Source organism: Streptococcus danieliae (assembly GCF_013415245.1).
GTDB lineage: Bacteria > Bacillota > Bacilli > Lactobacillales > Streptococcaceae > Streptococcus > Streptococcus danieliae_A.
This window is the reverse complement of the sequence record NZ_JACBXX010000132.1, coordinates 1-20420: the sequence shown is the minus strand read 5'-3', so window position 1 is coordinate 20420 and position 20420 is coordinate 1. Positions and strand designations below refer to the sequence as shown.

Here is a 20420-nt window from a genome sequence, read left to right as displayed (position 1 = left end):
AACCCTTACAGCTTGTGTTTTTAGTATTGAAAACGATTACTTTGTGTTATAATCTAATTGTAATTATAACAGTTCTCGGACTTCCTGAAAAATCGATCGAGTTACAAAGCAACTTGTCTCATAAGCGTGTTGGTCAATCGATTGGTTTTTCTATGCGTCGTAAGACTAGAAAGATAATGAGGTACCTTAAATGGTCGTTAAAACAACCGTTGACACTCAAGACATTTTTGCAAAAGCCTGGGAAGGCTTTAAAGGAACTGATTGGAAGGAAAAAGTCAGTGTCTCTCGCTTTGTCCAAGCCAACTACAAACCTTATGATGGCGATGAAAGCTTCCTAGCAGGACCAACTGAACGTTCCCTCCACATTAAGAAAATCATCGAAGAAACCAAGGCTGGCTATGAAGAAACACGCTTCCCAATGGATACTGACCGTGTCGCTTCCATCGCAGACATCCCTGCTGGTTACATCGACAAAGATAACGAATTAATCTTCGGTCTACAAAACTCTGAGCTCTTCCGCCTTAGCTTCATGCCTAAGGGAGGAATCCGTATGGCGGAAACAACTCTGCGTGAGAACGGTTATGAGCCAGATCCACACTTGCATGAAATCTTTACCAAATACGCAACAACCGTAAACGACGGTATCTTCCGTGCCTACACTACTAACATCCGTCGTGCCCGTCACGCGCACACCGTTACCGGTCTGCCAGATGCCTACTCTCGTGGACGGATTATCGGGGTTTATGCCCGTTTAGCACTTTACGGGGCAGACTTCCTCATGGCTGAAAAAGTAGATGACTGGAACGCCCTTACAGATATTGACGAAGAAACAATCCGTCTCCGTGAAGAAGTGAACCTCCAGTATCAAGCTTTGAAAGATGTTGTAGCCCTTGGTGACTTGTATGGTGTGGATGTACGTCGCCCAGCCATGGACACCAAAGAAGCGATTCAATGGACCAACATTGCCTTCATGGCAGCAGCTCGTGTTATCAACGGAGCCGCTACATCACTTGGCCGTGTTCCAATCGTACTTGACATCTATGCAGAGCGGGACTTGGCACGTGGTACTTATACAGAATCTGAAATCCAAGAGTTTGTTGATGACTTTGTCTTGAAACTCCGGACTGTTAAATTTGCCCGGACCAAGGCTTACGACCAACTCTACTCTGGAGACCCAACCTTCATCACAACTTCGATGGCTGGTATGGGGGCAGATGGTCGCCACCGTGTTACTAAGATGGACTACCGTTTCCTCAATACCTTGGACAACATCGGCAACTCACCTGAACCAAACTTGACTGTTCTTTGGACAGACCAATTGCCATATAGCTTCCGTCGCTACTGTATGGATATGAGCCACAAACACTCTTCTATCCAGTATGAAGGGGTAACAACTATGGCCAAAGAAGGTTACGGTGAAATGAGCTGTATTTCTTGTTGTGTGTCTCCTTTGGATCCAGAAAATGAAAACCAAAGCCACAACATCCAATACTTTGGAGCGCGTGTAAACGTCTTGAAAGCCCTCCTCACAGGACTAAATGGTGGATTCGATGACGTTCATAAAGACTACAAGGTCTTTGACATCGAGCCAATCCGTGATGAAATCCTTGACTTTGATAAGGTTAAAGCCAACTTCGAAGAATCCCTCGACTGGCTCACAGATACCTATGTGGATGCCCTCAACATCATCCACTACATGACTGATAAATACAACTACGAAGCAGCACAAATGGCCTTCCTCCCAACCCACCAAGGGGCAAACATGGGATTCGGTATTTGTGGATTTGCCAACACAGTTGACTCCCTATCTGCCATTAAATACGCAACTGTAAAACCAATTCGTGACGAAGATGGCTACATCTACGATTACGAAACTACTGGTGATTACCCTCGTTACGGAGAAGATGATGACCGCGTTGACTCTATTGCAGAATGGCTCTTGGAAGCTTTCCATAGCCGTCTTGCAAGTCACAAACTATACAAGAATGCGGAAGCTACCGTTTCCCTCTTGACCATCACTTCTAACGTTGCCTACTCTAAACAAACAGGTCACTCTCCTGTTCACCGTGGTGTTTTCCTCAATGAAGATGGTACTGTTAACACAAGTGAGCTTGAGTTCTTCTCTCCAGGTGCCAACCCATCACCAAAATCAAAAGGTGGCTGGCTCCAAAACTTGAACTCTTTGGCGAAACTCGAATTTGCCCATGCAAATGACGGAATTTCCCTCACAACTCAAGTATCTCCACGGGCCCTTGGGAAAACTCGTGATGAGCAAGTAGACAACTTGGTAACTATCCTCGATGCCTACTTTGAAAACGGTGGTCAGCACGTTAACTTGAACGTTATGGACCTCTCCGATGTCTATGACAAGATCATGGCTGGTGAAGATGTCATCGTCCGGATCTCTGGTTACTGTGTCAACACCAAGTACCTCACACCTGAGCAAAAAACAGAATTGACTCAACGGGTCTTCCACGAAGTTCTTTCTATGGATGACGCTTTAGCTTAATCAGCACCTCCTCCCCAGGTTGGATTCTCCAACCTGGGTTTTTCTATATATAAAAGAGCGGTCGCCGGCCGCTCTTTACGCTCATACTCAAAGAAAATCAAAAATAGTCTAGGAAACGAGCTGCAGACAGTACTAGACGTACGGCAAAGCGAGTTGACAACGAATAGTTTTGATTTTCAAAGAGTATCAAAACTTTCCTTGACGAATCAAATCCATAAGTTCGTTTCGGTCTTGGATCCACTTGGCCCGTTGGTCTTGCCAGTAGGTTCGATTGGCTAGGAAAATCACTGCTTCTTGTCGTTTGCGATTGAAGAGTAGGAAAGTTCCGGTATAGCCTGTGTGGTCCAACCAGTCCCCTTCGCGGCGCCAGGCCAGACTGCGGGGGTTCGCTGGATCAGAGCCGTGGACTTGATCCAAGTACACACTAGGTTCCAATAACTGACTTTCCAGGTAACGCTCAAGATCTGGGATGGTTGAAAATAGACCGGCACTACCTGTGTGAGGACCCAAGACCTGGGCCTTGGGATCATGGACTTGGCCTGTGTGATTTCCTCGGACTGTCGGAACAGCACCTGGACAAGGACCATAAGTGGTGTGTCTTAGATTCAGCGGATCACAGATACGGGCAGTGATCAATTCCTCTAAACTTTTTCCCAAAAGAGCTTCCAGGTAAAAGCCCAGTAAAATGTAATTGACATCGGAATAGAGATAGCGCTTATCGGGGCCTAGCTCTAACTGTAGCATGGCCTGGGTCAAACCGGCCCGATCAAGGCTGTCTCTATTGGGGATGTAGGGGTCTAGGCCCGAAGTATGGGTGAGGAGATCAAGAATTCGCAAATGGGCATGGCGAAAATCTGGCAGCTGGCTCTGGATAGGATCCTCTAAATCCAGGATACCTTCTTTTAAGGCTTGGAGCACTAGGGTTCCAACCCCTAGAACCTTGCTGACACTGGCCAAATCATAAATCAGACCCGGCTGGGTTGCGAGCTCCCTATCTGGATCAGCCCAGCCAACATAAAATTCCTGCCATTGTCCCTCCCGATAAAGCGCCAGACTGGCACCTGGATAAATCTGCTGGTCCAACTGTTCCTGAACCTTGTCCGCTAACACCTTATGCATAGGCTTGAATCCACCATTCTAGTTGGTTATAGGGATCGGTTGCCAGGAGGAAGTTACCCCGCTTCGGAACAAAAACTTCCTGATCTTCCAAGTTTTTTTGTAGCTGCTCCAGGTTCCAATCGACCTGAAAAAGACGCAGTTGAAACAGATCCCAGGCTTGCCCAGCTTCTGCTTGTAGATAGTCGCTTTCTGCCTCTGTAAAGACCAAGTTTGCCGGCCACTGAATCCGTTGGTAATGAGCCTTGGAGCCTTCTTTGTCGGAAACATGGAGACGCAATTCTTCCAATTCCACCTGATCCAGTTTGAGGTGACCCGCCTGAAAGCTAGCTGGGTAGTCAGCTGGATCAACCAAATTGAGAGCAGCTACCGACTCTTCCGAGTGAACCAGCACTCGATCCCCTTCAGGAGAGGTCGCCAAATAAGCCCAGCCCTTTGGTCCCTGATACAGAGCATCGAATTGCAAACCACGAGCCAAACCTGCTTCTACCGATTCCGGGCTGTTCACACGAAAAACCATAAGATCCAGCTTCTTCTTCCCTTGCGGCTGGAAAGCTCGGTTGGCAGGTAACTCTTCGATTTCTAGACAGAGCGCTTTTTGCGCATCCCCTAAGCTGGCAACTCCGGCGTCTTCTAACAAGACCGTGAAGCCAATTTGTTCCACATAAAAGTCAAAATTTAAACGACGATTATTTGTTTTTAGTACGGGTACAAGCCTATCTTTACTCATCATTTCCTCCACAATAACTCTTGTTATTTTAAAAGAAAAATAAGAAAAAGACAAGCAATACTATAAAAAGGCAGACAAAAAGCTGTGGGAAGCAAATCCACACAGCCTTATCGTCTTATAGATAAATCATTTTGAATACAGCAACGGCAACAATAGATGCCAAGATTGGCGCTACCACTGGTACCCATGCATACCACCATTTGGAGTCTTTTTTGGCTTCACCAAGAACACTTGTTGGTAAGAGGAAGTGCAAGATACGTGGACCCAAATCACGAGCTGGGTTCAAGGCTGGACCAGTAGGACCTCCAAGCGCAGCAACCAAGGCCATTACAAGGAATCCAATAGCAATGTGAGCCACTGCCAAGCTGCCAGCTGTATAAGGACTTGCGGCTGTTTCAGCCATTGTTTGGTCAAAACCACTATCCACTAGCTTACCAACCAACTCGGCACCAAAGAAATTCTTTGTAAGCGCCAAAGCACCGAAGAAAAGAACAAAGGATCCAACAAACTCATTCACAAAACCATTAATCATGGAAGCTTTTTGAGATTCTTTTGTGCCATCATCCAAAGCTGAAATGGTTGAGAAAGAACCAAGAACGGCATTTGGATTCGTTGTTTTCTTGAAGTAAGGATTGTAGGCTACAACCACCAACAACTGACCAAACATCGCTCCAAGTACTTGAGCCAAGATGTATGGTGCTACGTGAGCCCATGGGAATAGGCCGCTAACTGCAAGACCAAGTGTGAAAGCAGGGTTGATGTGGTTTCCAGAAACATTTCCAAACATCATCGCTGGCATCATAACCGCCAAACCGTAGCCCAAGGCAATCACAACCCAACCAGAACTATTTCCTTTGGTTCCTTTCAAATCAACGTTAGCAACGGCACCGTTTCCCAAAACAAGTAGAAAGGCTGTCGCAATAAACTCAGTAAGGTACTTTACACCCCAAGTTACATCCATTGTACTGTATCTCCTTTTTTCATTTTTTAATACTTGATGATTATAACAAGACTCCCCATAAATGTAAAGTTTTTCTCAAAGTTAAAAAAACCAGCTAGGGAACTCCCTAACTGGCGGTAAATTAAAAGCGGCTATAGCCCAAAGCATCTTGAGCAGCGAGGTTCAACAAGCTCCATTGACGGTCAAAGCCAGGTTGGAAGAAGAAATCAGCTTCTGCCAAATCTTCCAAGGTCAATTTCTGTGCAATCGCCAGAGACAAAACATTTCCTTGAGCTGTCACATCCGCTTGAGATAGAACAGAACCACCAAGGATTTGATGAGTCCGTGGGTGGAAGGTCAAGCTCACAAAGACTTCTGGGTTGTCACTTTCAGGAATGTAGGCTGGACGAACACGATCCGCATAGAAACTTGTTTCAAAGTCCAAACCGATACGACCCGCAGTGTACTGGTTCAAACCTGAAGTCGCGAACTGGTAGCCGAAGATTCCCAAAGCAGAAGAACCAACAACTCCCTTGTAAGCACGCGCAGGTTGCTCATCAAACAAGGTACTTGCTAGGTAGAAGGCTGAACGACGAGTTGTCGTTGCCAGTGCAATCGGCAAGGACTGATTCGCAGGAATTGATGGTTGCAAGGTTGCATCTCCAACCGCATACACATCTTTAACATTTGTCCGCAAGTAAGCGTCTGTCTTGATGTAGCCACGCTCATCCAAAGCTACAAGACCTTGCAACCAAGCTGTATTTGGGTAAACCCCAACAGCCACAATAACAAGATCAGCTGGGATTTCAGCCTTATCAGTCTTCACAGCCTGCACACGTCCTTCACCCAAGAAGGCTTCCACACTTGCACCCATGTGCAAGTTTACTCCAGCATTCACAAAGGCTTGTTCCAAAATCTCTGTAGACTCTGCATTGAGGTAGTTACCCAATGGACGCTCTAGCATATCGATAAGGGTTACAGATTTACCAGCCTTGGTGAAGACTTGTGTCGCTTCAACTCCGATATAACCAGAACCGATTACTACTACATTTTGGATGCTGTCATCTTGCTGTGCCGCATTGATCTTGCTTGCCCAGTCGTAACCGTGCATCAAGTAGATGTTTTCCAAATCCTTACCAGGCAAGTTCAACTCAATGGATTCAACCCCAACGCTAAGGATCAATTTGTCATAAGCCACTGTTTCTTCAGCACCTGCCACCAAGTTTTTCACTGTAATGGTTTTTGCTTCTGGCTGAATGGCTGTCACTTGATGGTTATTGACCACACGTCCGCCACGGCTTTCCAATTCTTCAGGTGAGAAGTTCCGCACGTAGTCTTGACCGATTGTTTTTCCTTCTAGGAAAAGCTCCATTCCACAAGACATGAAGGAAACAAAGTCCCCTGCTTCATAGATGGTTACATCTACATTTTCATACTTATCCAAAATACGGATAGCGGATTCATGACCCCCGTGAGAGGCCCCAACAATAACAACTTTTTTCTTTGACATAGTCGTATCCTTTCTTACTTTACTTCTATTTTACTCAAATGTTCAAAGAATCACAAAGGATTAGCTCGGAAATTTTCGATCCTATTTGATCGCTCAAACGGCGATTTATTCCTTATTCTTATTATACTGCTTTTTTAACAAATTCTAAGCATCGAAGAGGTGAAATCCCTTACTTTTTTTAATCCGAATTCCCATCACTAGACAAAAGACCAACCAACTTACTCGTAGTCCAAAAGAGTTGACTGGTCCTTGGGCAGTTTTTTGGGAAATTGGAAGCACAGTCATTCTATCACTAGACCTAAAATCGTGCTATAATTGAAACAGTGATGAAAAGCTTCCTCTAAGTCCAATCGAAGCTTAACAGACACTCTCCACACCCCAAGGGAAGTCCCTTGATCAGAAAGGAAGAATAACACTTATGATGAATATGCAAAATATTATGAAGCAAGCTCAAAAAATGCAGAAAGACATGGAGAAAAAACAAGCTGAGCTAGCCGCTAAAGACTTCACCGGTGCTTCTGCCCAAGACTTGGTCACAGCCACCCTCTCCGGAGACCGTAAGGTGAAAGCTATCACTTTCAACCCTGCCGTTGTCGATCCAGACGACCTCGAAACTCTTGCAGACATGACAGCTCAAGCCGTCAATAAAGCTCTCGAAAAAATCGACCAGGAAACCCAAAAAACCATGGGAGCCCTTGCCGGGAAGTTACCGTTTTAATCCTGGAGCAACAGAACAGGAAGCCTGCTTACAAAACGCAAACGTAAAAAATTATAGCTTCCCAAAACAAATAGGTTGGAACTTAAGCCCAACCTATTTTTATTTTGGAAAAAGACGCAACAATTAAGAATTATTTAAGAAAGAGCTTACAATTGCTTAAGACAAGTATTCTATACTAACTATAGAATTAAAAGAAAAGAGGTACATAACCTATGTCTCAAGCAAGTAAAAAGGACTTTAAAACCTGGTCTCTCCGTCGTGCTAAAGTTGGATTGGTGTCGGTCGTCGTTGCCAATGGCGCTTTTTTTCTATTAGGGCAAGCTCCTCAAGTACAAGCGGATGAACTAACTCCTGGAATGGAAACCATTAGCCAGTCTACTGAAAAACAAGAAGTCGCTTCAGCTCATTTTGAAGAACCTAAGGCTGACCAGAGCGTTTCCTCCGCAGTTCAACCGAAAGTTCCTGTTGAAACAGAAGTTACCATGCCTCTAAACAATCCTCCTGTAACCGACATGGCTAGTGAGTCTGAGGTGGCCACCTCTGTTACCTCGGCTATCAAGCAAGAAGTCTCAGTACCAGAGACCTACCTCAAAGCAGCCAACCATCCCGGTCCCTTTACAGCAGGTGTCAACCAAGTTATTCCTTATGAGGCCTTCGGTGGCGACGGCATGTTAACGCGACTTTTACTGCAGTCCTCAGACGCCGCTCCTTGGTCTGATAATGGGACTGCTATGCACCCTGCACTGGCTCCTGTCAATAAGCTGGCAGCTAATCACTATTTTTACTCCTTTGATTTAGATGGGGAAGTCAAAAATAAAATGGGAGCTGAGCTGCTGAAAGAGCTCCAAATGAACCCAAATAGAAACTACCAAGGTCGTGTGACCGTCTATGGTTCCACCAACGGAATGGCTGACTTGAGCAACATCATTGCCAGTCAACAGGTTCAACTCAGCTTCCATCCTGTTCTCACTCCAGACGATTTCCGTAAGTTTCTCCAAAACAATACGAAAGAGCACGTTCAGCTACCACTCGACTATCTGGAACACGCAAATGTCGATGGACCTTTCTTAGCTGGAGTAAACCAGGTAATCCCTCTTGAAGCCTTTGGAGGCGATGGGATGCTGACACGCCTTCTTCTTAAAGCAGCTGACAAGGCACCGTGGTCTCACAATGGATCTGCTATGCATCCGACCTTAACCATCGCCCACAACTTACCGACTGGAAAATATTTCTATACCTTTGCCTTATCTGGAGCCGGTAAAGGGTTGATGGGGAAAGACCTTCTTGCTTTTCTCCAAAAAAATCAAACAAATATGGTCAGTGGAACCATTGTCCTGTACGGATCCACAGATGGAAAGAGCGATATGAATCTAGTCTTAGCTCAAAAAGAAGTCCAGCTTTCCTTGGCAGCCAAGGAAAAAATGGATATGTCCGATAAACCACAAATGGATCGAATGAATCAGAGTAAGATGGAACAAATGAAAATGGACAAGGGAGCTCCGATGATGAAGCAAGCCGCAACTTCCATGTCTATGTCTACGGACCATCCTATGCCCATGAAATCCATGACCTCTTCTAAGGTAAAAAAACTACCAGAAACGGGACACAAAGAATCGGCTACTCTGGGACTCATGGGACTTTTAAGCCTTTTTGCAGGCCTAGGACTGATGAAACATCCTAAAAAAGAAGACTAATCTTAGAGAAAAGCTGCCTTTCAAGAATGATATCGAAAAGTGTTATACTAAAAATAAGTATAGCACTTTTTCAATATTTATTTCCCGACACTCTAGAAAGGATCCTCATGAACTACACAATCCTCTTAGTCGACGATGAACCTCAGATTATCGACATTAATCGGCGCTACCTCATACAAGCAGGCTATCAGGTTCACACAGCCAACAACGGACAGGAAGCACTCAAACTTTATCGGCAGCATCCAATCGATCTCATTATTAGCGACATCATGATGCCCGAAATGGATGGGTATGATTTTATTTCTGAAGTGTTGCAGGACAAAGAAGATCAAGGCTTTCTTTTTATCACAGCTAAAATGGCCGAAATGGATAAAATCTACTCGCTTAGTATTGGGGCAGACGACTTCATCACCAAGCCCTTTAGTCCACGAGAGCTCGTCTTACGAGTTACCAATATCCTAAAGCGGATTTATGGCAAAACAGATCCTTCAGACAGCATTCAAATCGGGGACTTAATGCTCAACCACACCAGACGTGAAGCCCAGGTTAACCAACATAGCCTAGACTTGACCAATAAGGCATTTAACCTTCTATGGCTTTTGGCCAGTCAAAAGCAACGAGTCTTTTCCAAGTCTGAACTCTATGAAAAAATCTGGGATGAAGACTATCTCCAAGATACCAATACACTCAATGTCCATATCCACGCTCTCAGACAAGATTTAGCTAAATACAGTACCCCATTGACTCCAAAAATCACTACCGTTTGGGGATTAGGCTACAAATTGGAGGACTAGCATGCGTTTAAAAATGTATTTACTAATTGGCCCCCTCATTACCCTTATCATTACCCTCCTAGGCGTATTTACGGGAATTAGCTATATGCTCATTGATCAAAAAGAAATCGGCTTTATCATGAGCATTGTCGCCTTAGCTAGCCTACTAGGTCTGATTCCCAGTCTTCTTATTAGCCAGAAAGTCCTCTCCTCACTCCAACTTCTTATTGAAAAAATGCAGACTCTTTCCACAGGCCACTTCCAAAAAGAAGTCAACATTACTGCTCCTTTGGAATTCCAACAATTGGGGGACAGCTTCAACACGATGGCCCAAGATTTACAAGAAAGCGAGCAGGAAAAAGCTGTCATGATTGCTCAACTAGCGCACGATATCAAAACACCTATTACCTCCATTCAAGCCAGTATCGAGGGGATTTTCGATGGAATTATCCAAGAAGATGAGATTCTTCACTACCTCCAAACCATGCTTCAACAAACCAAGCGTTTGAATCACTTAGTTGAAAAATTAGACGATCTATCCTTCGAGGTCGAAGCATTTCAACATCAGCCTAGGCAAGCAGAGACAGTCTATTTGGATAAACTGATTTTGGATGTTTTAGCCGAGCACCGATTGCAAATAGAACAAGAAAGTCGAGACGTTCGGATTCAAGTTACACCTGAGTCCGCTTCCATTCAGAGCCACCCTCAGAAACTCTATCGAATTTTAGACAATCTAATACAAAATGCCCTCAAATACTCTCCTCCAGGATCTCCCCTCACTATTGAAGGAGAGACCACCCTCGATCACCTAACAATTGCCATTACCGATCAAGGAGCAGGAATTCCAACCGAGGAAATACCCCATATCTTCAAACGCTTCTACCGCCTAGAAAATTCTCGGAATCCCCACACAGGCGGGCACGGCTTAGGCCTCTACATTGCCCAGGAACTAGCCCAACAACTAGGGGGAAATATCCTAGTAAACAGCCAAGAAGGGCAGGGATCTACTTTTAGACTTCATATCCAGTTTCAACCCGATACAAGCTTTTAGTTTGTCTATTCTTTCAAACCAATACCTCGGAAAGTACTGCCTTTTATTAGCTGCTGTCACTCTGAAATTTTTGATTAGCTTTGATTTGGAGTCGACACAAACATGATTTTTATAGTCTTTTAGTTTACTCTTAGTACGAGGCAACAAGTCGCAGACAGTACTGAAGTACAGCAAGACGAGCTATCACAGTAATAAAATAGAAACTAAAAGACTATGTCAGCAAGGTCTGTTTCTAAAAAGCACCAAAAAATGAGGTTCAGTATGTTTCTAACCTCATTTTTCTTATTGTCCAAATAATCGTGCCCAAAAACCCTTATGGGTCTGTTCTTCTACCTGCTTTTTCGCAGCATCTAGCTCTAGTTTCAAACTATCCTTGTCATTCATGGCCATCAGGGTCAGTTGTTGTTGCTGGTCGAGTTGCTTGTCTTTCTCTGCAATCTGGTCATCCTTGGTGCGGAGTTGTTGGTCCTTGGATTTGAGTTGCTCATGCAAGCGTTCGATTTCCTTCTCCTGGCGTGTAATCTCTTCGTTTTTCTCGTCTACCAAGATTTGTAGGATTTCTTTTTCCTTGGCATCTTCGCTGATTGGCTCGTCTTCGAAGATAGATGTTTTGTAGTGATTTTCTAGCTTGATTAAGCCACTCCTGGTAACAACCGTCACTCCTTTCTCATTCTTGGATAAATCCTCAGGTGGGAGAGTTTTAATACGATCATTGACGGCTTGACGAGTGACCCCTACAATTTCAGCAATTTCCCGTACTGTTTTCTCAATTGCCATAATACCCTCATTGTACTTTTACTTTTTCTTTTTTGGTATCTAAATCTTAACACATCACTCCTAGACTGTCAAATAATCTGAAGTTTCTGGAGACCTATGATACAATGGCAGTATGAAGCATTTTGAAACTATTATATTAGGTGGTGGGCCTGCTGGCATGATGGCTACAATTGCCAGTGCCTATTATGGGCAGCAGACCCTCCTGATTGAGAAGAACCGGCGGCTGGGTAAAAAGCTGGCTGGGACTGGCGGCGGCCGCTGCAATGTGACCAATAACGGGACCTTAGACGATCTTATCGCCAACATTCCTGGCAATGGCCGTTTTTTGTACAGCGTCTTTTCCCAATTTGACAACCACGACATTATTCGTTTTTTTGAAGAAGAGGGAGTGGCCTTAAAGGTCGAGGATCATGGGCGAGTCTTTCCTAAAAGCGATAAGTCGCGGACCATCATTGAGGCCTTGGAGAAAAAAATCAAAACACTGGGGGCCAGCATTCTGACCCAGACGGAAATTGTGGCGGTCAAGAAAAAGGACGACTACTTCCACCTGAGGTCTGCCGACCAGGAGTGGACCTGCCAGCGTTTGATTGTCACAACCGGGGGCAAATCTTATCCGTCAACAGGCTCCACTGGCTTTGGCCATGAGATTGCCCGGCACTTCCACCACCACATTACGGACCTGGAAGCTGCCGAAAGTCCAATCCTCACCGACTTCCCTCATAAGGAACTTCAGGGAATTTCCCTGGACGAGGTGACCCTAAAGCTAGGCAAACGCGAGATTCGCCATGACCTGCTCTTTACCCACTTTGGGCTATCTGGTCCCGCAGCGCTCCGGATGTCCTCCTTTATTAAGGGCGGCGAAAGACTGGAACTGGACCTGCTACCGGATCATTCCCAGGCAGACTTGGCTAAACTGCTGGAAGCCAACCGCGACAAACAAGCTAAAACGGTCTTTAAAGGACTCCTCCCCGAGCGGTTGGCCCTCTTTCTCCTGAAAGACTTGGCCGACCTACCAATCAAGCAAATCCTCAAAGCAGACCTGGAACACCTCTTAACCACGGTTAAAGGCCTCCAGATTCCTGTCACCGGAAAAATGTCCCTAGCCAAATCCTTTGTGACCAAGGGTGGTGTGGACTTGAAGGAAATCAACCCCAAAACCCTGGAAAGCAAATTGGTTCCTGGCCTCCACTTTGCCGGCGAGGTTATGGATATCAACGCCCACACAGGTGGATTCAACATCACCAGCGCCCTCGCCTCCGGCTGGGTAGCTGGCTCTTCCATTTCTTATGACTAATTTTCAGAAAAACCAGCTCTTGAACGGAGCTGGTTTTTTGATGCTAGACTTTAGAGGTCACCCATGCTCGGAAAGGCTAAACTAGGCTTAGCATTGAGGTCCAAGCCTGCCAGGTTCTTTTTGTTCCACTCGCTGACACTGGCATAGGCAATCATGCCAGCATTGTCGCCACAGAGGCGTAGGGGAGGGATCACGACGGGGATGTCTGTAATCTCCTCGGCCAGGCGTTGGCGGAGGCCTTGATTGGCAGCAACCCCACCTGCAACGACCAACATCTCAACGGGGTAGCGCTCTAGGGCTTTCTTGGTTTTCCCAAGAAGGATATCGAGCACAGCCGTTTGGAAAGAGGTCGCTAAATCTGCCTGATTCAGCTCTTCTTCTTTTTGTTGGGCATTGTGATGGAGATTGATAAAGGCTGATTTTAGGCCTGAGAAGGAAAACTCAAGATTGTCCTCCCCCAGCATGGCTCTAGGAAAATTGTAGACATCCTGGCCTTGATGGGCCAATTGGTCAAGCTCACGACCAGCGGGATAGGTCAGCCCCATGACACGGCCAACTTTGTCATAGGCTTCGCCGACCGCATCGTCTCGGGTTTCACCGACGATGCGGTAATCGCCCGGCTCCTTGACATACACCAGCTCGGTGTGGCCACCACTGACCAGTAGAGCCATCAGCGGAAACTTGAGCTCCGCCTGGTCCTGAGCTGCCATCAGGTGGCCCGCCATGTGGTTAACGGGAATCAAGGGGAGGTTGTGGGACCAGGCAAAGGCTTTGGCGGCTGACAGGCCAACTAGAAGAGCTCCGACTAGGCCTGGTCCATAAGTCACCGCAACAGCATCAACGTCCCCAGCCTTAACCTCAGCCTCCTGCAAGGCCTCCTCGATACAGGCCGTAATCACTTCCACATGATGGCGACTGGCCACCTCGGGCACTACACCACCAAACCGCTTGTGACTCTCAATCTGGCTAGCAATTACATTCGAGACCAGCTGCCCCTTCTTCAAAACTGCAACACTGGTCTCATCACAAGATGTCTCAAAGGCCAGAATGATCTTCTCGTCCATGCAAGTCTCCCTTCATTAAAACAGCATCCTCCTTGGGATTCTGATAATAATTGGGCCGCCGTCCCAACTCCACAAATCCAATCGATTCATAGAGTCTGCGAGCAGCCTGATTCGATTCTCTTACTTCTAAAAAATAGGGCTCTCCACCGGGGAGCGACAACAACAGATCACGCGCCAAGCCCTGACCTCGATAGGCTGGCAAGACTCCTAGCTGCAAAATCTCCTGCTCCCCAGCCAAGTCTTGGACGACACAAAGGGCTGCCAGCACCGCCCCCTGATAAACCGTCCAAAAATGGGTATCCTCCCGCTCCAAATCACGGGCAATCATAGCCTCCGTCCAAGGGGAGCCACTGGGATAGACCTGACTCAGAAAGCTATAGACCTCTTGACTGGTTAAGGGACTCATACACGCTGAATATAGGACTCTCCGGCATCAACCGAGTCCTGCTTCATCAACCATTGCTCCTCTGCCTCCACCCGCTTGAGGTAGTTGGGAACCAGAGCATGAGGCTCCACTGGCAACTCCTTGGATATCTGAGCCAGCACAAGGGCATCCGGCAAGGTCGGCAAGATTTTAGCTTGCGGCAAGGCTTCCAGGATCGTCGCTTCAAAGGCCGCCACTTCGCCCACAAAGGTCACCGAAGCTTGAGCCGTCATCAACTCCAAGACCTTGTCCAAGGCATAGTAACCCTCTGGCTGCAGAACTTCCCCATCCTGGTAAAAGCCCGCATAGACATGCTGGCGACGGGCATCCATCAAGGCTACAACAGGACCCGTCACATCAGCTGGTACCAAGGCCCGCAGACTTGAAACAGCCACCAGTTCTGCTCCCAGGGTCTGGGCCAGAACCTTGGCAGTGGTTACGGCAATCCGTACCCCGGTATAAGACCCAGGTCCATAGGCCACATAAATCCGCTCCAAATCCGTCGGTTTCCAGTCACAGGCTTGGCAGAGATAATCGATGGTGGGCATCAAGGTGATGCTGTGATTTTTCTTCAAGGCCAGGGTCACTTGCCCGACCATTTTCCCCTCTTCTAGAAGAGCAACGGATAAGGCCTGATTGGAGGTGTCTAAGGATAAAACTTTCATCTGATTCTACTGTCCTTACTTGATTATCCCTTTTATTTTATGATATAATCAGCATTATTGCAACGAAAGAAAATTTAGCGATTCTAATACTACTTCCAATTCAAAAAGAGAAAGAGTATAAAGAGGAAGGAGCCGGATTTATCAAAGTCCCCCTCCTTCCTTTTCTCATGAATATGCGCAATAACTAGAAAGGAATTTTATGATTTTTAAAGTTTATTATCAAGAAACAAAAGACCGGAGCCCACGTCGTGAAACAACACGTTCCCTCTACCTCGAGATTGATGCTCAAACTGAATTAGAAGGTCGCATCCAGGCTCGTCAGCTGGTTGAAAACAACACCAACTACAACATCGAATTAATCGAAGCCTTGTCCGAAAATCACTTGGCTTATGAGAAGGAAAACGCGAACTTCGCATTAACGGAGTTCCCATCATGAGCTACCAACTAAAAAAAGAGGAGGTTGGGGTTTTCGCCATCGGTGGTCTCGGTGAGATCGGAAAAAATACCTATGGGATTGAATACCAGGATGAAATCCTGATCGTGGATGCCGGCATCAAATTCCCAGAAGATGATCTTTTGGGAATTGATTATGTCATTCCCGACTATTCCTATATCGTCGACAATATCGACCGTGTGAAGGGACTGCTCATTACCCATGGTCACGAAGACCATATTGGCGGCATCCCCTTCCTGCTCAAACAAGCCAATATTCCTATCTATGCTGGACCCTTAGCCTTGGCCCTCATCCGTGGAAAGCTAGAAGAGCACGGACTCTTGCGGGATGCTAAACTGTTTGAAATCAACCACAACAGTGAGCTGCCCTTCAAACACCTCAAAGCCACCTTCTTCCGCACCACCCACTCGATTCCAGAGCCCCTAGGGATTGTTATCCATACTCCTCAAGGGAAGATTGTCTGTACCGGGGACTTTAAGTTTGACTTCACCCCAGTCGGAGAACCCGCTGACCTCCACCGGATGGCGGCGATTGGCGAATCTGGCGTTTTGGTCCTATTATCTGACTCGACCAATGCGGAGATCCCAACCTTTACCAATTCCGAAAAAGTGGTCGGTCAATCCATCATGAAAATTATTGAGAACATTGAAGGCCGGATTATCTTCGCCTCCTTTGCTTCCAATATTTTCCGTCTCCAGCAAGCAGCTGAAGCTGCTGTCAAGACCGGTCGCAAGATTGTCGTTTTCGGTCGTTCCATGGAGAAAGCCATTGCTAACGGGATTGAACTGGGCTATATCAAGGTTCCTAAAGGCACCTTTATTGAACCAAATGAGATCAAGGAATATGCAGCCCATGAGGTTCTTATTATGTGTACCGGTAGCCAAGGTGAGTCCATGGCCGCCCTCTCCCGGATTGCCAACGGAACCCACCGCCAAGTACAACTCCAACCCGGAGACACCGTTATCTTCTCATCCAGCCCAATTCCTGGAAATACAACCAGCGTCAATAAATTGATTAATAAAATTATTGAAGCCGGTGTTGATGTTGTTCATGGAAAAATTAATAACATCCATACCTCCGGACACGGCGGCCAGCAGGAGCAAAAGCTTATGCTACGCTTGATCAAGCCAAAATACTTTATGCCCGTGCATGGTGAGTACCGCATGCAAAAAATCCATGCCCAGCTAGCCATTGACACTGGTGTCGAAAAGGACAATGTTTTCATCATGAAAAACGGTGATGTCCTCGCCCTAACAGCGGATTCAGCCCGCATCGCAGGACATTTTAATGCCCAGGACATCTACGTCGACGGAAACCGCATTGGTGAAATCGGGGCAGCTGTTCTCCGCGACCGCAAAGACCTATCTCAAGATGGGGTCGTCCTAGCCGTCGCAACTGTTGATTTCAAGAGCAAGATGATTCTCGCAGGACCAGACATCCTCAGCCGCGGCTTTATCTACATGCGGGAATCTGGTGATCTGATTCGCCAAAGCCAGCGGATTCTGTTCAACGCTATTCGCATCGCCTTGAAAAACAAAGAGGCCAGCATCCAATCCGTTAATGGAGCGATTGTTAACGCCCTACGGCCCTTCCTCTATGAAAACACTGAACGTGAACCGATTATTATCCCCATGGTTTTAACCCCCGATGAGGATAAAAACTAAAACGATTTTGTAAAGTGAAACAGACTCTGATCATTGGATTTACACCTAACGATCAGAGTCTTGTTTTGATTTTATTTTAAATATCATCAGTAGACCTTCTAGAACCCTTATAGAAATAGTAAAAAATAATTCCTAAATAAAGAACAGTTAGAAAAACAGAAAAATTAAAACTAATTTTTAAACCTGCATTCGTAAAATTCCTATTATCAGGGAAAGTTAACCTATCAATTATTTTCCTAACATTCAGAAAATAATAAATTGATTTAAAGAAACTTAGCAATATATATGCAGTATATGCTATATAAAAAATGTTGAACTTATCTTTTATATAACATAGCAAGCTCAATATAAGCAATAGAATCAAGAATATAACAATTATTTTATTAACAAAATCTTGTTGAAATAAAAATTTTTGATATAAAAATCTCTTACTTTCATTCAACATTAAATCAATCACAGAATCTCCCGTGGATGGTATATCGACTAACTTCAATGTTTTAAAAAAACTTTCATAAATGCGATAACTAGTTGCTATAACAGATAATATTAGTAATATAATAATTATTTTAGACTTCTTCATATACAATCTCCCTCAAATTTCTAAACCTAAATAAATATAAAGAAATTAGTAAGGTAAAAAAAGAAACGAACAGCCAAAACCACCAACGTATACTTTGAAGAATATTTACCCCTTAATAATAGGGCTAATATTGTTAATCCTAATACTGGAATAACTAGTTTCATTATATACAGATCCACAAATCCAAATAAAAACAAAGCTGTAACATAACATATGCTTTCACTTATCATAATCGATACTAAAAGCATTTCATTATTGTAATTTTGGGACTCATCAAACTTGAGAGCAACAAATTCACAAACTTTATAGTAAATCAATAAAACAATTATAGAATAGATTACAGATATTAAAAAAACTAGAATTGTAAGTTTAATTGATGAAATTCCTAGTTCTTTCTGAACCAAATTCAGTTGTGTACTTAAAAGTGTATTAGACGAACTGTAATCAAAAACCAAGAGTAAAAAGCTAATTAAGTAAGTTCCAAATATCAAATAAATTAGTTTATCTTGCTTCATAAATATCTCCTTGCCTCACATAGATGCTCTTCAAATTTTTAAAGCAACTATAGTCAGAGAAATCTACCTGATGTTCTACAAATAACACAATCGTACCTTCATGTACTCTCTCGTCGATTGAATTTAAAAATTTATACATAGTATTTGAATCCAAATTCGAAAACGCTTCATCTAATATGATTAGATCCCAAAAATTTCCAACCATGGCTAGACTAAGACCAACTTTTTGCCTAGTTCCCAATGAGGCATTTTTACATAATGTTTCTAAATGTTCCTCAGGTATCAACTCTGTATTAATTGAATCCTTTATTTTAAATAAAAAATAAGATAACATTAGATTTTCTTTTACAGTTAAATTAGGAAATGTAATTTCTTCATTTGTTAGATATAGGATTTTTTTACAGTTACTTTGAACCATTGAGTCACTGGAAGAAATTAATTGAATCAAATACTTTAAAAAAATACTCTTACCTGAACCATTTTCGCCTCTTATCTGATAAATTCCTGGTACAATCTTTAAGGATTTACATTTCAGCACAAACTTATCACTAACAACTTTATAAAATTTAGATAATTGAATAAATTTCATCAAATACTCCCCTCAATAAAAGCGGAAATAATCAGTATCAGATAGCTGATTAAATAATATCTATAATTAGCAGAAAAAAATTTTTTGATTGTAGATATTCTAGGATTTTTAATAACCTCCATAAACAAAGCAAATGATAGAAAACTATAAAACAATAGATTAGGATATTCTAAAATCGCGTGAGGTAACAGAGATAGAGTTTTTGAAACCCCATAGATATCTAATGCTATTGAAGATGCTACTCCTATAGTGATCAGATCAAATAATAATAAAAAAACACTTATTGGAAAATAAATAACATACATCAAAAAATTATTTGAGTTATTTACAAGAATTTCAATAAATGTTTTTCTTTTTTCAATCACTAGATTCTCAATGTTATCTTGAAAGTTAGTGTTTTGCATAAATATTATCAGTAAAACCAAGAAAATTGTCCACCCAACAACCCATATGTAAAACTGTTTTACTGAAATGCTCATAACAAATAGTCCTTTCTATAACAAATTAACAAATAGAATTACAATAGATAATAAAGTAAACACAAGATATTGAAATGTAAAGCTATTCAATTTCTTTGCCTTAATATACATTCGTTCTTCAATTCTATAATATATTCCACTTAGTATTATCAATAAGAGTACATATAGAATCAGTTTACTCAAATGGATGTTCGAACCTATTGCAAACAAAATCATATAAAACAACAGAGTCACACTATATAAAAAATTATAAGATATGATAAATCGCTCAAAGAAACGAAGCTCTCCATTCTTTAAAAAATAGAATTTAGGTTGAAACTTATACAAATATTTATACTTTTCATCAAGTTGTAACTCAAATTCTAACATAGCTCCATATATAAATAGACTTGCAAAATCATTAGCAAATAAATGGTTCACAACGACTCCAGTTAGAAAACTAGCCAACATCCAAAGAATCCTGTTATTAGATATAACATATATTTGTTTCCAAACTACATTAAAGAGAAAAAAATGATTACTATCAGCAATGCTAAGCAGAGGAGATTTGCTACTAAATTCTCTATCAATACTGAAAGAAAATTTAAATAGATTTATATTTATAAAATAACACAGAATAGCAGAAATTAAAAAACATAAAATCAATATTTTGCTATTCAGAAAACTTATTGCAATAATTGAAAACAATGTAAACAGGAAGACAAACCTTTGATATCCACTAATATGCTGCTTAATCAGAAGTAAATTAAAAAGGCTCTATAATTTCTATAGTGGGTAACGACCCAAAATAGGGATTATAGGGCTTTTTGAGGTACAAAAAAAGCCCCATATGACCTATAATGAATAGTGACCAAACCAACATTAGGAGAATCAT

Annotated in this window: 19 protein-coding genes; 8 read left to right on the top strand and 11 right to left on the bottom strand. The window is 43.4% G+C overall.

What is annotated here, in order from left to right:
* Positions 1-190: 190 nt before the first annotated feature.
* The gene (gene pflB, locus HZY94_RS05980; protein ID WP_179925424.1) at positions 191-2509 is read left to right on the top strand and encodes a formate C-acetyltransferase; all 2319 of its coding nucleotides are present in this window, start codon (positions 191-193) and stop codon (positions 2507-2509) included.
* A gap of 186 nt (positions 2510-2695) precedes the next feature.
* On the opposite strand, the gene HZY94_RS05975 is transcribed toward pflB, so the two are convergent.
* The 4 genes from HZY94_RS05975 to HZY94_RS05960 form a co-directional block, all read right to left on the bottom strand.
* Positions 2696-3628 (bottom strand): serine hydrolase domain-containing protein, encoded by a 933-nt coding sequence (locus HZY94_RS05975; RefSeq protein ID WP_179925423.1) that lies wholly within the window; start codon positions 3626-3628, stop codon positions 2696-2698.
* On the bottom strand, positions 3621-4355 hold the full coding sequence (locus tag HZY94_RS05970; protein ID WP_160332410.1) for a CppA N-terminal domain-containing protein: 735 nt from the start codon (positions 4353-4355) through the stop codon (positions 3621-3623). The genes HZY94_RS05975 and HZY94_RS05970 overlap by 8 nt, the downstream gene beginning before the upstream one ends.
* 115 nt (positions 4356-4470) lie before the next feature.
* Entirely contained in the window at positions 4471-5316 is an 846-nt protein-coding gene (gene gla / locus HZY94_RS05965) for an aquaglyceroporin Gla (protein ID WP_160332409.1), read from the bottom strand.
* 121 nt (positions 5317-5437) lie between these two features.
* Positions 5438-6805 carry an FAD-dependent oxidoreductase gene (locus HZY94_RS05960; RefSeq protein ID WP_160332408.1) on the bottom strand — a complete coding sequence of 456 codons (1368 nt, stop codon included), beginning with the start codon at positions 6803-6805 and terminating at the stop codon, positions 5438-5440.
* A gap of 418 nt (positions 6806-7223) precedes the next feature.
* Between HZY94_RS05960 and HZY94_RS05955 the strand changes: the two genes are divergently transcribed.
* The 4 genes from HZY94_RS05955 (at position 7224) to HZY94_RS05940 (ending at position 11041) form a co-directional block, all read left to right on the top strand.
* The gene (locus HZY94_RS05955) at positions 7224-7523 is read left to right on the top strand and encodes a YbaB/EbfC family nucleoid-associated protein (protein ID WP_179924048.1); all 300 of its coding nucleotides are present in this window, start codon (positions 7224-7226) and stop codon (positions 7521-7523) included.
* Positions 7524-7735: 212 nt separating this feature from the next.
* Complete coding sequence (locus HZY94_RS05950) at positions 7736-9217, top strand: SSURE domain-containing protein (RefSeq protein ID WP_179925422.1); 1482 nt, start codon at positions 7736-7738, stop codon at positions 9215-9217.
* 107 nt (positions 9218-9324) lie between these two features.
* Positions 9325-10011, top strand: a complete 687-nt coding sequence (locus HZY94_RS05945; protein WP_160332405.1) for a response regulator transcription factor — start codon at positions 9325-9327, stop codon at positions 10009-10011.
* Between the two features lies 1 nt (position 10012).
* Complete coding sequence (locus tag HZY94_RS05940; RefSeq protein WP_179925421.1) at positions 10013-11041, top strand: sensor histidine kinase; 1029 nt, start codon at positions 10013-10015, stop codon at positions 11039-11041.
* Between the two features lie 282 nt (positions 11042-11323).
* Here HZY94_RS05940 and HZY94_RS05935 read toward each other — a convergent pair whose 3' ends face one another.
* A complete protein-coding gene (locus HZY94_RS05935; RefSeq protein WP_160332403.1) occupies positions 11324-11818 on the bottom strand; it encodes a DUF536 domain-containing protein in 495 nt (164 codons plus the stop codon).
* Between the two features lie 112 nt (positions 11819-11930).
* Between HZY94_RS05935 and HZY94_RS05930 the strand changes: the two genes are divergently transcribed.
* Entirely contained in the window at positions 11931-13112 is a 1182-nt protein-coding gene (locus tag HZY94_RS05930; RefSeq protein WP_179925420.1) for an NAD(P)/FAD-dependent oxidoreductase, read from the top strand.
* A 50-nt stretch (positions 13113-13162) separates the two neighbouring features.
* On the opposite strand, the gene tsaD is transcribed toward HZY94_RS05930, so the two are convergent.
* From tsaD to tsaB, 3 genes are read right to left on the bottom strand one after another with little or no spacing between them, the layout of a single operon-like run.
* Positions 13163-14176, bottom strand: a complete 1014-nt coding sequence (gene tsaD / locus HZY94_RS05925) for a tRNA (adenosine(37)-N6)-threonylcarbamoyltransferase complex transferase subunit TsaD (RefSeq protein ID WP_179925419.1) — start codon at positions 14174-14176, stop codon at positions 13163-13165.
* The gene (gene rimI / locus HZY94_RS05920) at positions 14148-14582 is read right to left on the bottom strand and encodes a ribosomal protein S18-alanine N-acetyltransferase (protein ID WP_160332400.1); all 435 of its coding nucleotides are present in this window, start codon (positions 14580-14582) and stop codon (positions 14148-14150) included. The genes tsaD and rimI overlap by 29 nt, the downstream gene beginning before the upstream one ends.
* Entirely contained in the window at positions 14579-15265 is a 687-nt protein-coding gene (gene tsaB / locus HZY94_RS05915) for a tRNA (adenosine(37)-N6)-threonylcarbamoyltransferase complex dimerization subunit type 1 TsaB (RefSeq protein ID WP_179925418.1), read from the bottom strand. The genes rimI and tsaB overlap by 4 nt, the downstream gene beginning before the upstream one ends.
* 199 nt (positions 15266-15464) lie before the next feature.
* Here tsaB and HZY94_RS05910 point away from each other — a divergent pair, with 199 nt between their 5' ends.
* The gene (locus HZY94_RS05910; protein WP_160332398.1) at positions 15465-15701 is read left to right on the top strand and encodes a DNA-dependent RNA polymerase subunit epsilon; all 237 of its coding nucleotides are present in this window, start codon (positions 15465-15467) and stop codon (positions 15699-15701) included.
* The gene (gene rnjA / locus HZY94_RS05905; protein WP_179925417.1) at positions 15698-17383 is read left to right on the top strand and encodes a ribonuclease J1; all 1686 of its coding nucleotides are present in this window, start codon (positions 15698-15700) and stop codon (positions 17381-17383) included. Before HZY94_RS05910 ends, rnjA begins: the two co-directional genes overlap by 4 nt.
* A 606-nt stretch (positions 17384-17989) precedes the next feature.
* Here rnjA and HZY94_RS05900 read toward each other — a convergent pair.
* From HZY94_RS05900 to HZY94_RS05890, 3 genes are read right to left on the bottom strand one after another with little or no spacing between them, the layout of a single operon-like run.
* Complete coding sequence (locus tag HZY94_RS05900) at positions 17990-18478, bottom strand: hypothetical protein (RefSeq protein WP_179925416.1); 489 nt, start codon at positions 18476-18478, stop codon at positions 17990-17992.
* Positions 18465-19067 carry an ATP-binding cassette domain-containing protein gene (locus HZY94_RS05895; RefSeq protein WP_179925415.1) on the bottom strand — a complete coding sequence of 201 codons (603 nt, stop codon included), beginning with the start codon at positions 19065-19067 and terminating at the stop codon, positions 18465-18467. The genes HZY94_RS05900 and HZY94_RS05895 overlap by 14 nt, the downstream gene beginning before the upstream one ends.
* Positions 19067-19546 carry a stage II sporulation protein M gene (locus tag HZY94_RS05890; RefSeq protein WP_218925727.1) on the bottom strand — a complete coding sequence of 160 codons (480 nt, stop codon included), beginning with the start codon at positions 19544-19546 and terminating at the stop codon, positions 19067-19069. The genes HZY94_RS05895 and HZY94_RS05890 overlap by 1 nt, the downstream gene beginning before the upstream one ends.
* Positions 19547-20420: the final 874 nt, after the last annotated feature.

What these genes read in the sequence shown, in the direction of transcription:
- HZY94_RS05955 (WP_179924048.1), top strand. Translation starts at nt 7,224, where the DNA reads ATGATGAATATGCAAAATATTATGAAGCAAGCTCAAAAAATGCAGAAA.
- HZY94_RS05975 (WP_179925423.1), bottom strand. Translation starts at nt 3,628, where the DNA reads ATGCATAAGGTGTTAGCGGACAAGGTTCAGGAACAGTTGGACCAGCAG.
- HZY94_RS05960 (WP_160332408.1), bottom strand. Translation starts at nt 6,805, where the DNA reads ATGTCAAAGAAAAAAGTTGTTATTGTTGGGGCCTCTCACGGGGGTCAT.
- rnjA (WP_179925417.1), top strand. Translation starts at nt 15,698, where the DNA reads ATGAGCTACCAACTAAAAAAAGAGGAGGTTGGGGTTTTCGCCATCGGT.
- HZY94_RS05890 (WP_218925727.1), bottom strand. Translation starts at nt 19,546, where the DNA reads ATGAGCATTTCAGTAAAACAGTTTTACATATGGGTTGTTGGGTGGACA.
- pflB (WP_179925424.1), top strand. Translation starts at nt 191, where the DNA reads ATGGTCGTTAAAACAACCGTTGACACTCAAGACATTTTTGCAAAAGCC.
- tsaB (WP_179925418.1), bottom strand. Translation starts at nt 15,265, where the DNA reads ATGAAAGTTTTATCCTTAGACACCTCCAATCAGGCCTTATCCGTTGCT.
- HZY94_RS05950 (WP_179925422.1), top strand. Translation starts at nt 7,736, where the DNA reads ATGTCTCAAGCAAGTAAAAAGGACTTTAAAACCTGGTCTCTCCGTCGT.
- HZY94_RS05930 (WP_179925420.1), top strand. Translation starts at nt 11,931, where the DNA reads ATGAAGCATTTTGAAACTATTATATTAGGTGGTGGGCCTGCTGGCATG.
- gla (WP_160332409.1), bottom strand. Translation starts at nt 5,316, where the DNA reads ATGGATGTAACTTGGGGTGTAAAGTACCTTACTGAGTTTATTGCGACA.
- HZY94_RS05970 (WP_160332410.1), bottom strand. Translation starts at nt 4,355, where the DNA reads ATGAGTAAAGATAGGCTTGTACCCGTACTAAAAACAAATAATCGTCGT.
- HZY94_RS05900 (WP_179925416.1), bottom strand. Translation starts at nt 18,478, where the DNA reads ATGAAGCAAGATAAACTAATTTATTTGATATTTGGAACTTACTTAATT.
- HZY94_RS05910 (WP_160332398.1), top strand. Translation starts at nt 15,465, where the DNA reads ATGATTTTTAAAGTTTATTATCAAGAAACAAAAGACCGGAGCCCACGT.
- rimI (WP_160332400.1), bottom strand. Translation starts at nt 14,582, where the DNA reads ATGAGTCCCTTAACCAGTCAAGAGGTCTATAGCTTTCTGAGTCAGGTC.
- HZY94_RS05935 (WP_160332403.1), bottom strand. Translation starts at nt 11,818, where the DNA reads ATGGCAATTGAGAAAACAGTACGGGAAATTGCTGAAATTGTAGGGGTC.
- HZY94_RS05940 (WP_179925421.1), top strand. Translation starts at nt 10,013, where the DNA reads ATGCGTTTAAAAATGTATTTACTAATTGGCCCCCTCATTACCCTTATC.
- HZY94_RS05895 (WP_179925415.1), bottom strand. Translation starts at nt 19,067, where the DNA reads ATGAAATTTATTCAATTATCTAAATTTTATAAAGTTGTTAGTGATAAG.
- tsaD (WP_179925419.1), bottom strand. Translation starts at nt 14,176, where the DNA reads ATGGACGAGAAGATCATTCTGGCCTTTGAGACATCTTGTGATGAGACC.
- HZY94_RS05945 (WP_160332405.1), top strand. Translation starts at nt 9,325, where the DNA reads ATGAACTACACAATCCTCTTAGTCGACGATGAACCTCAGATTATCGAC.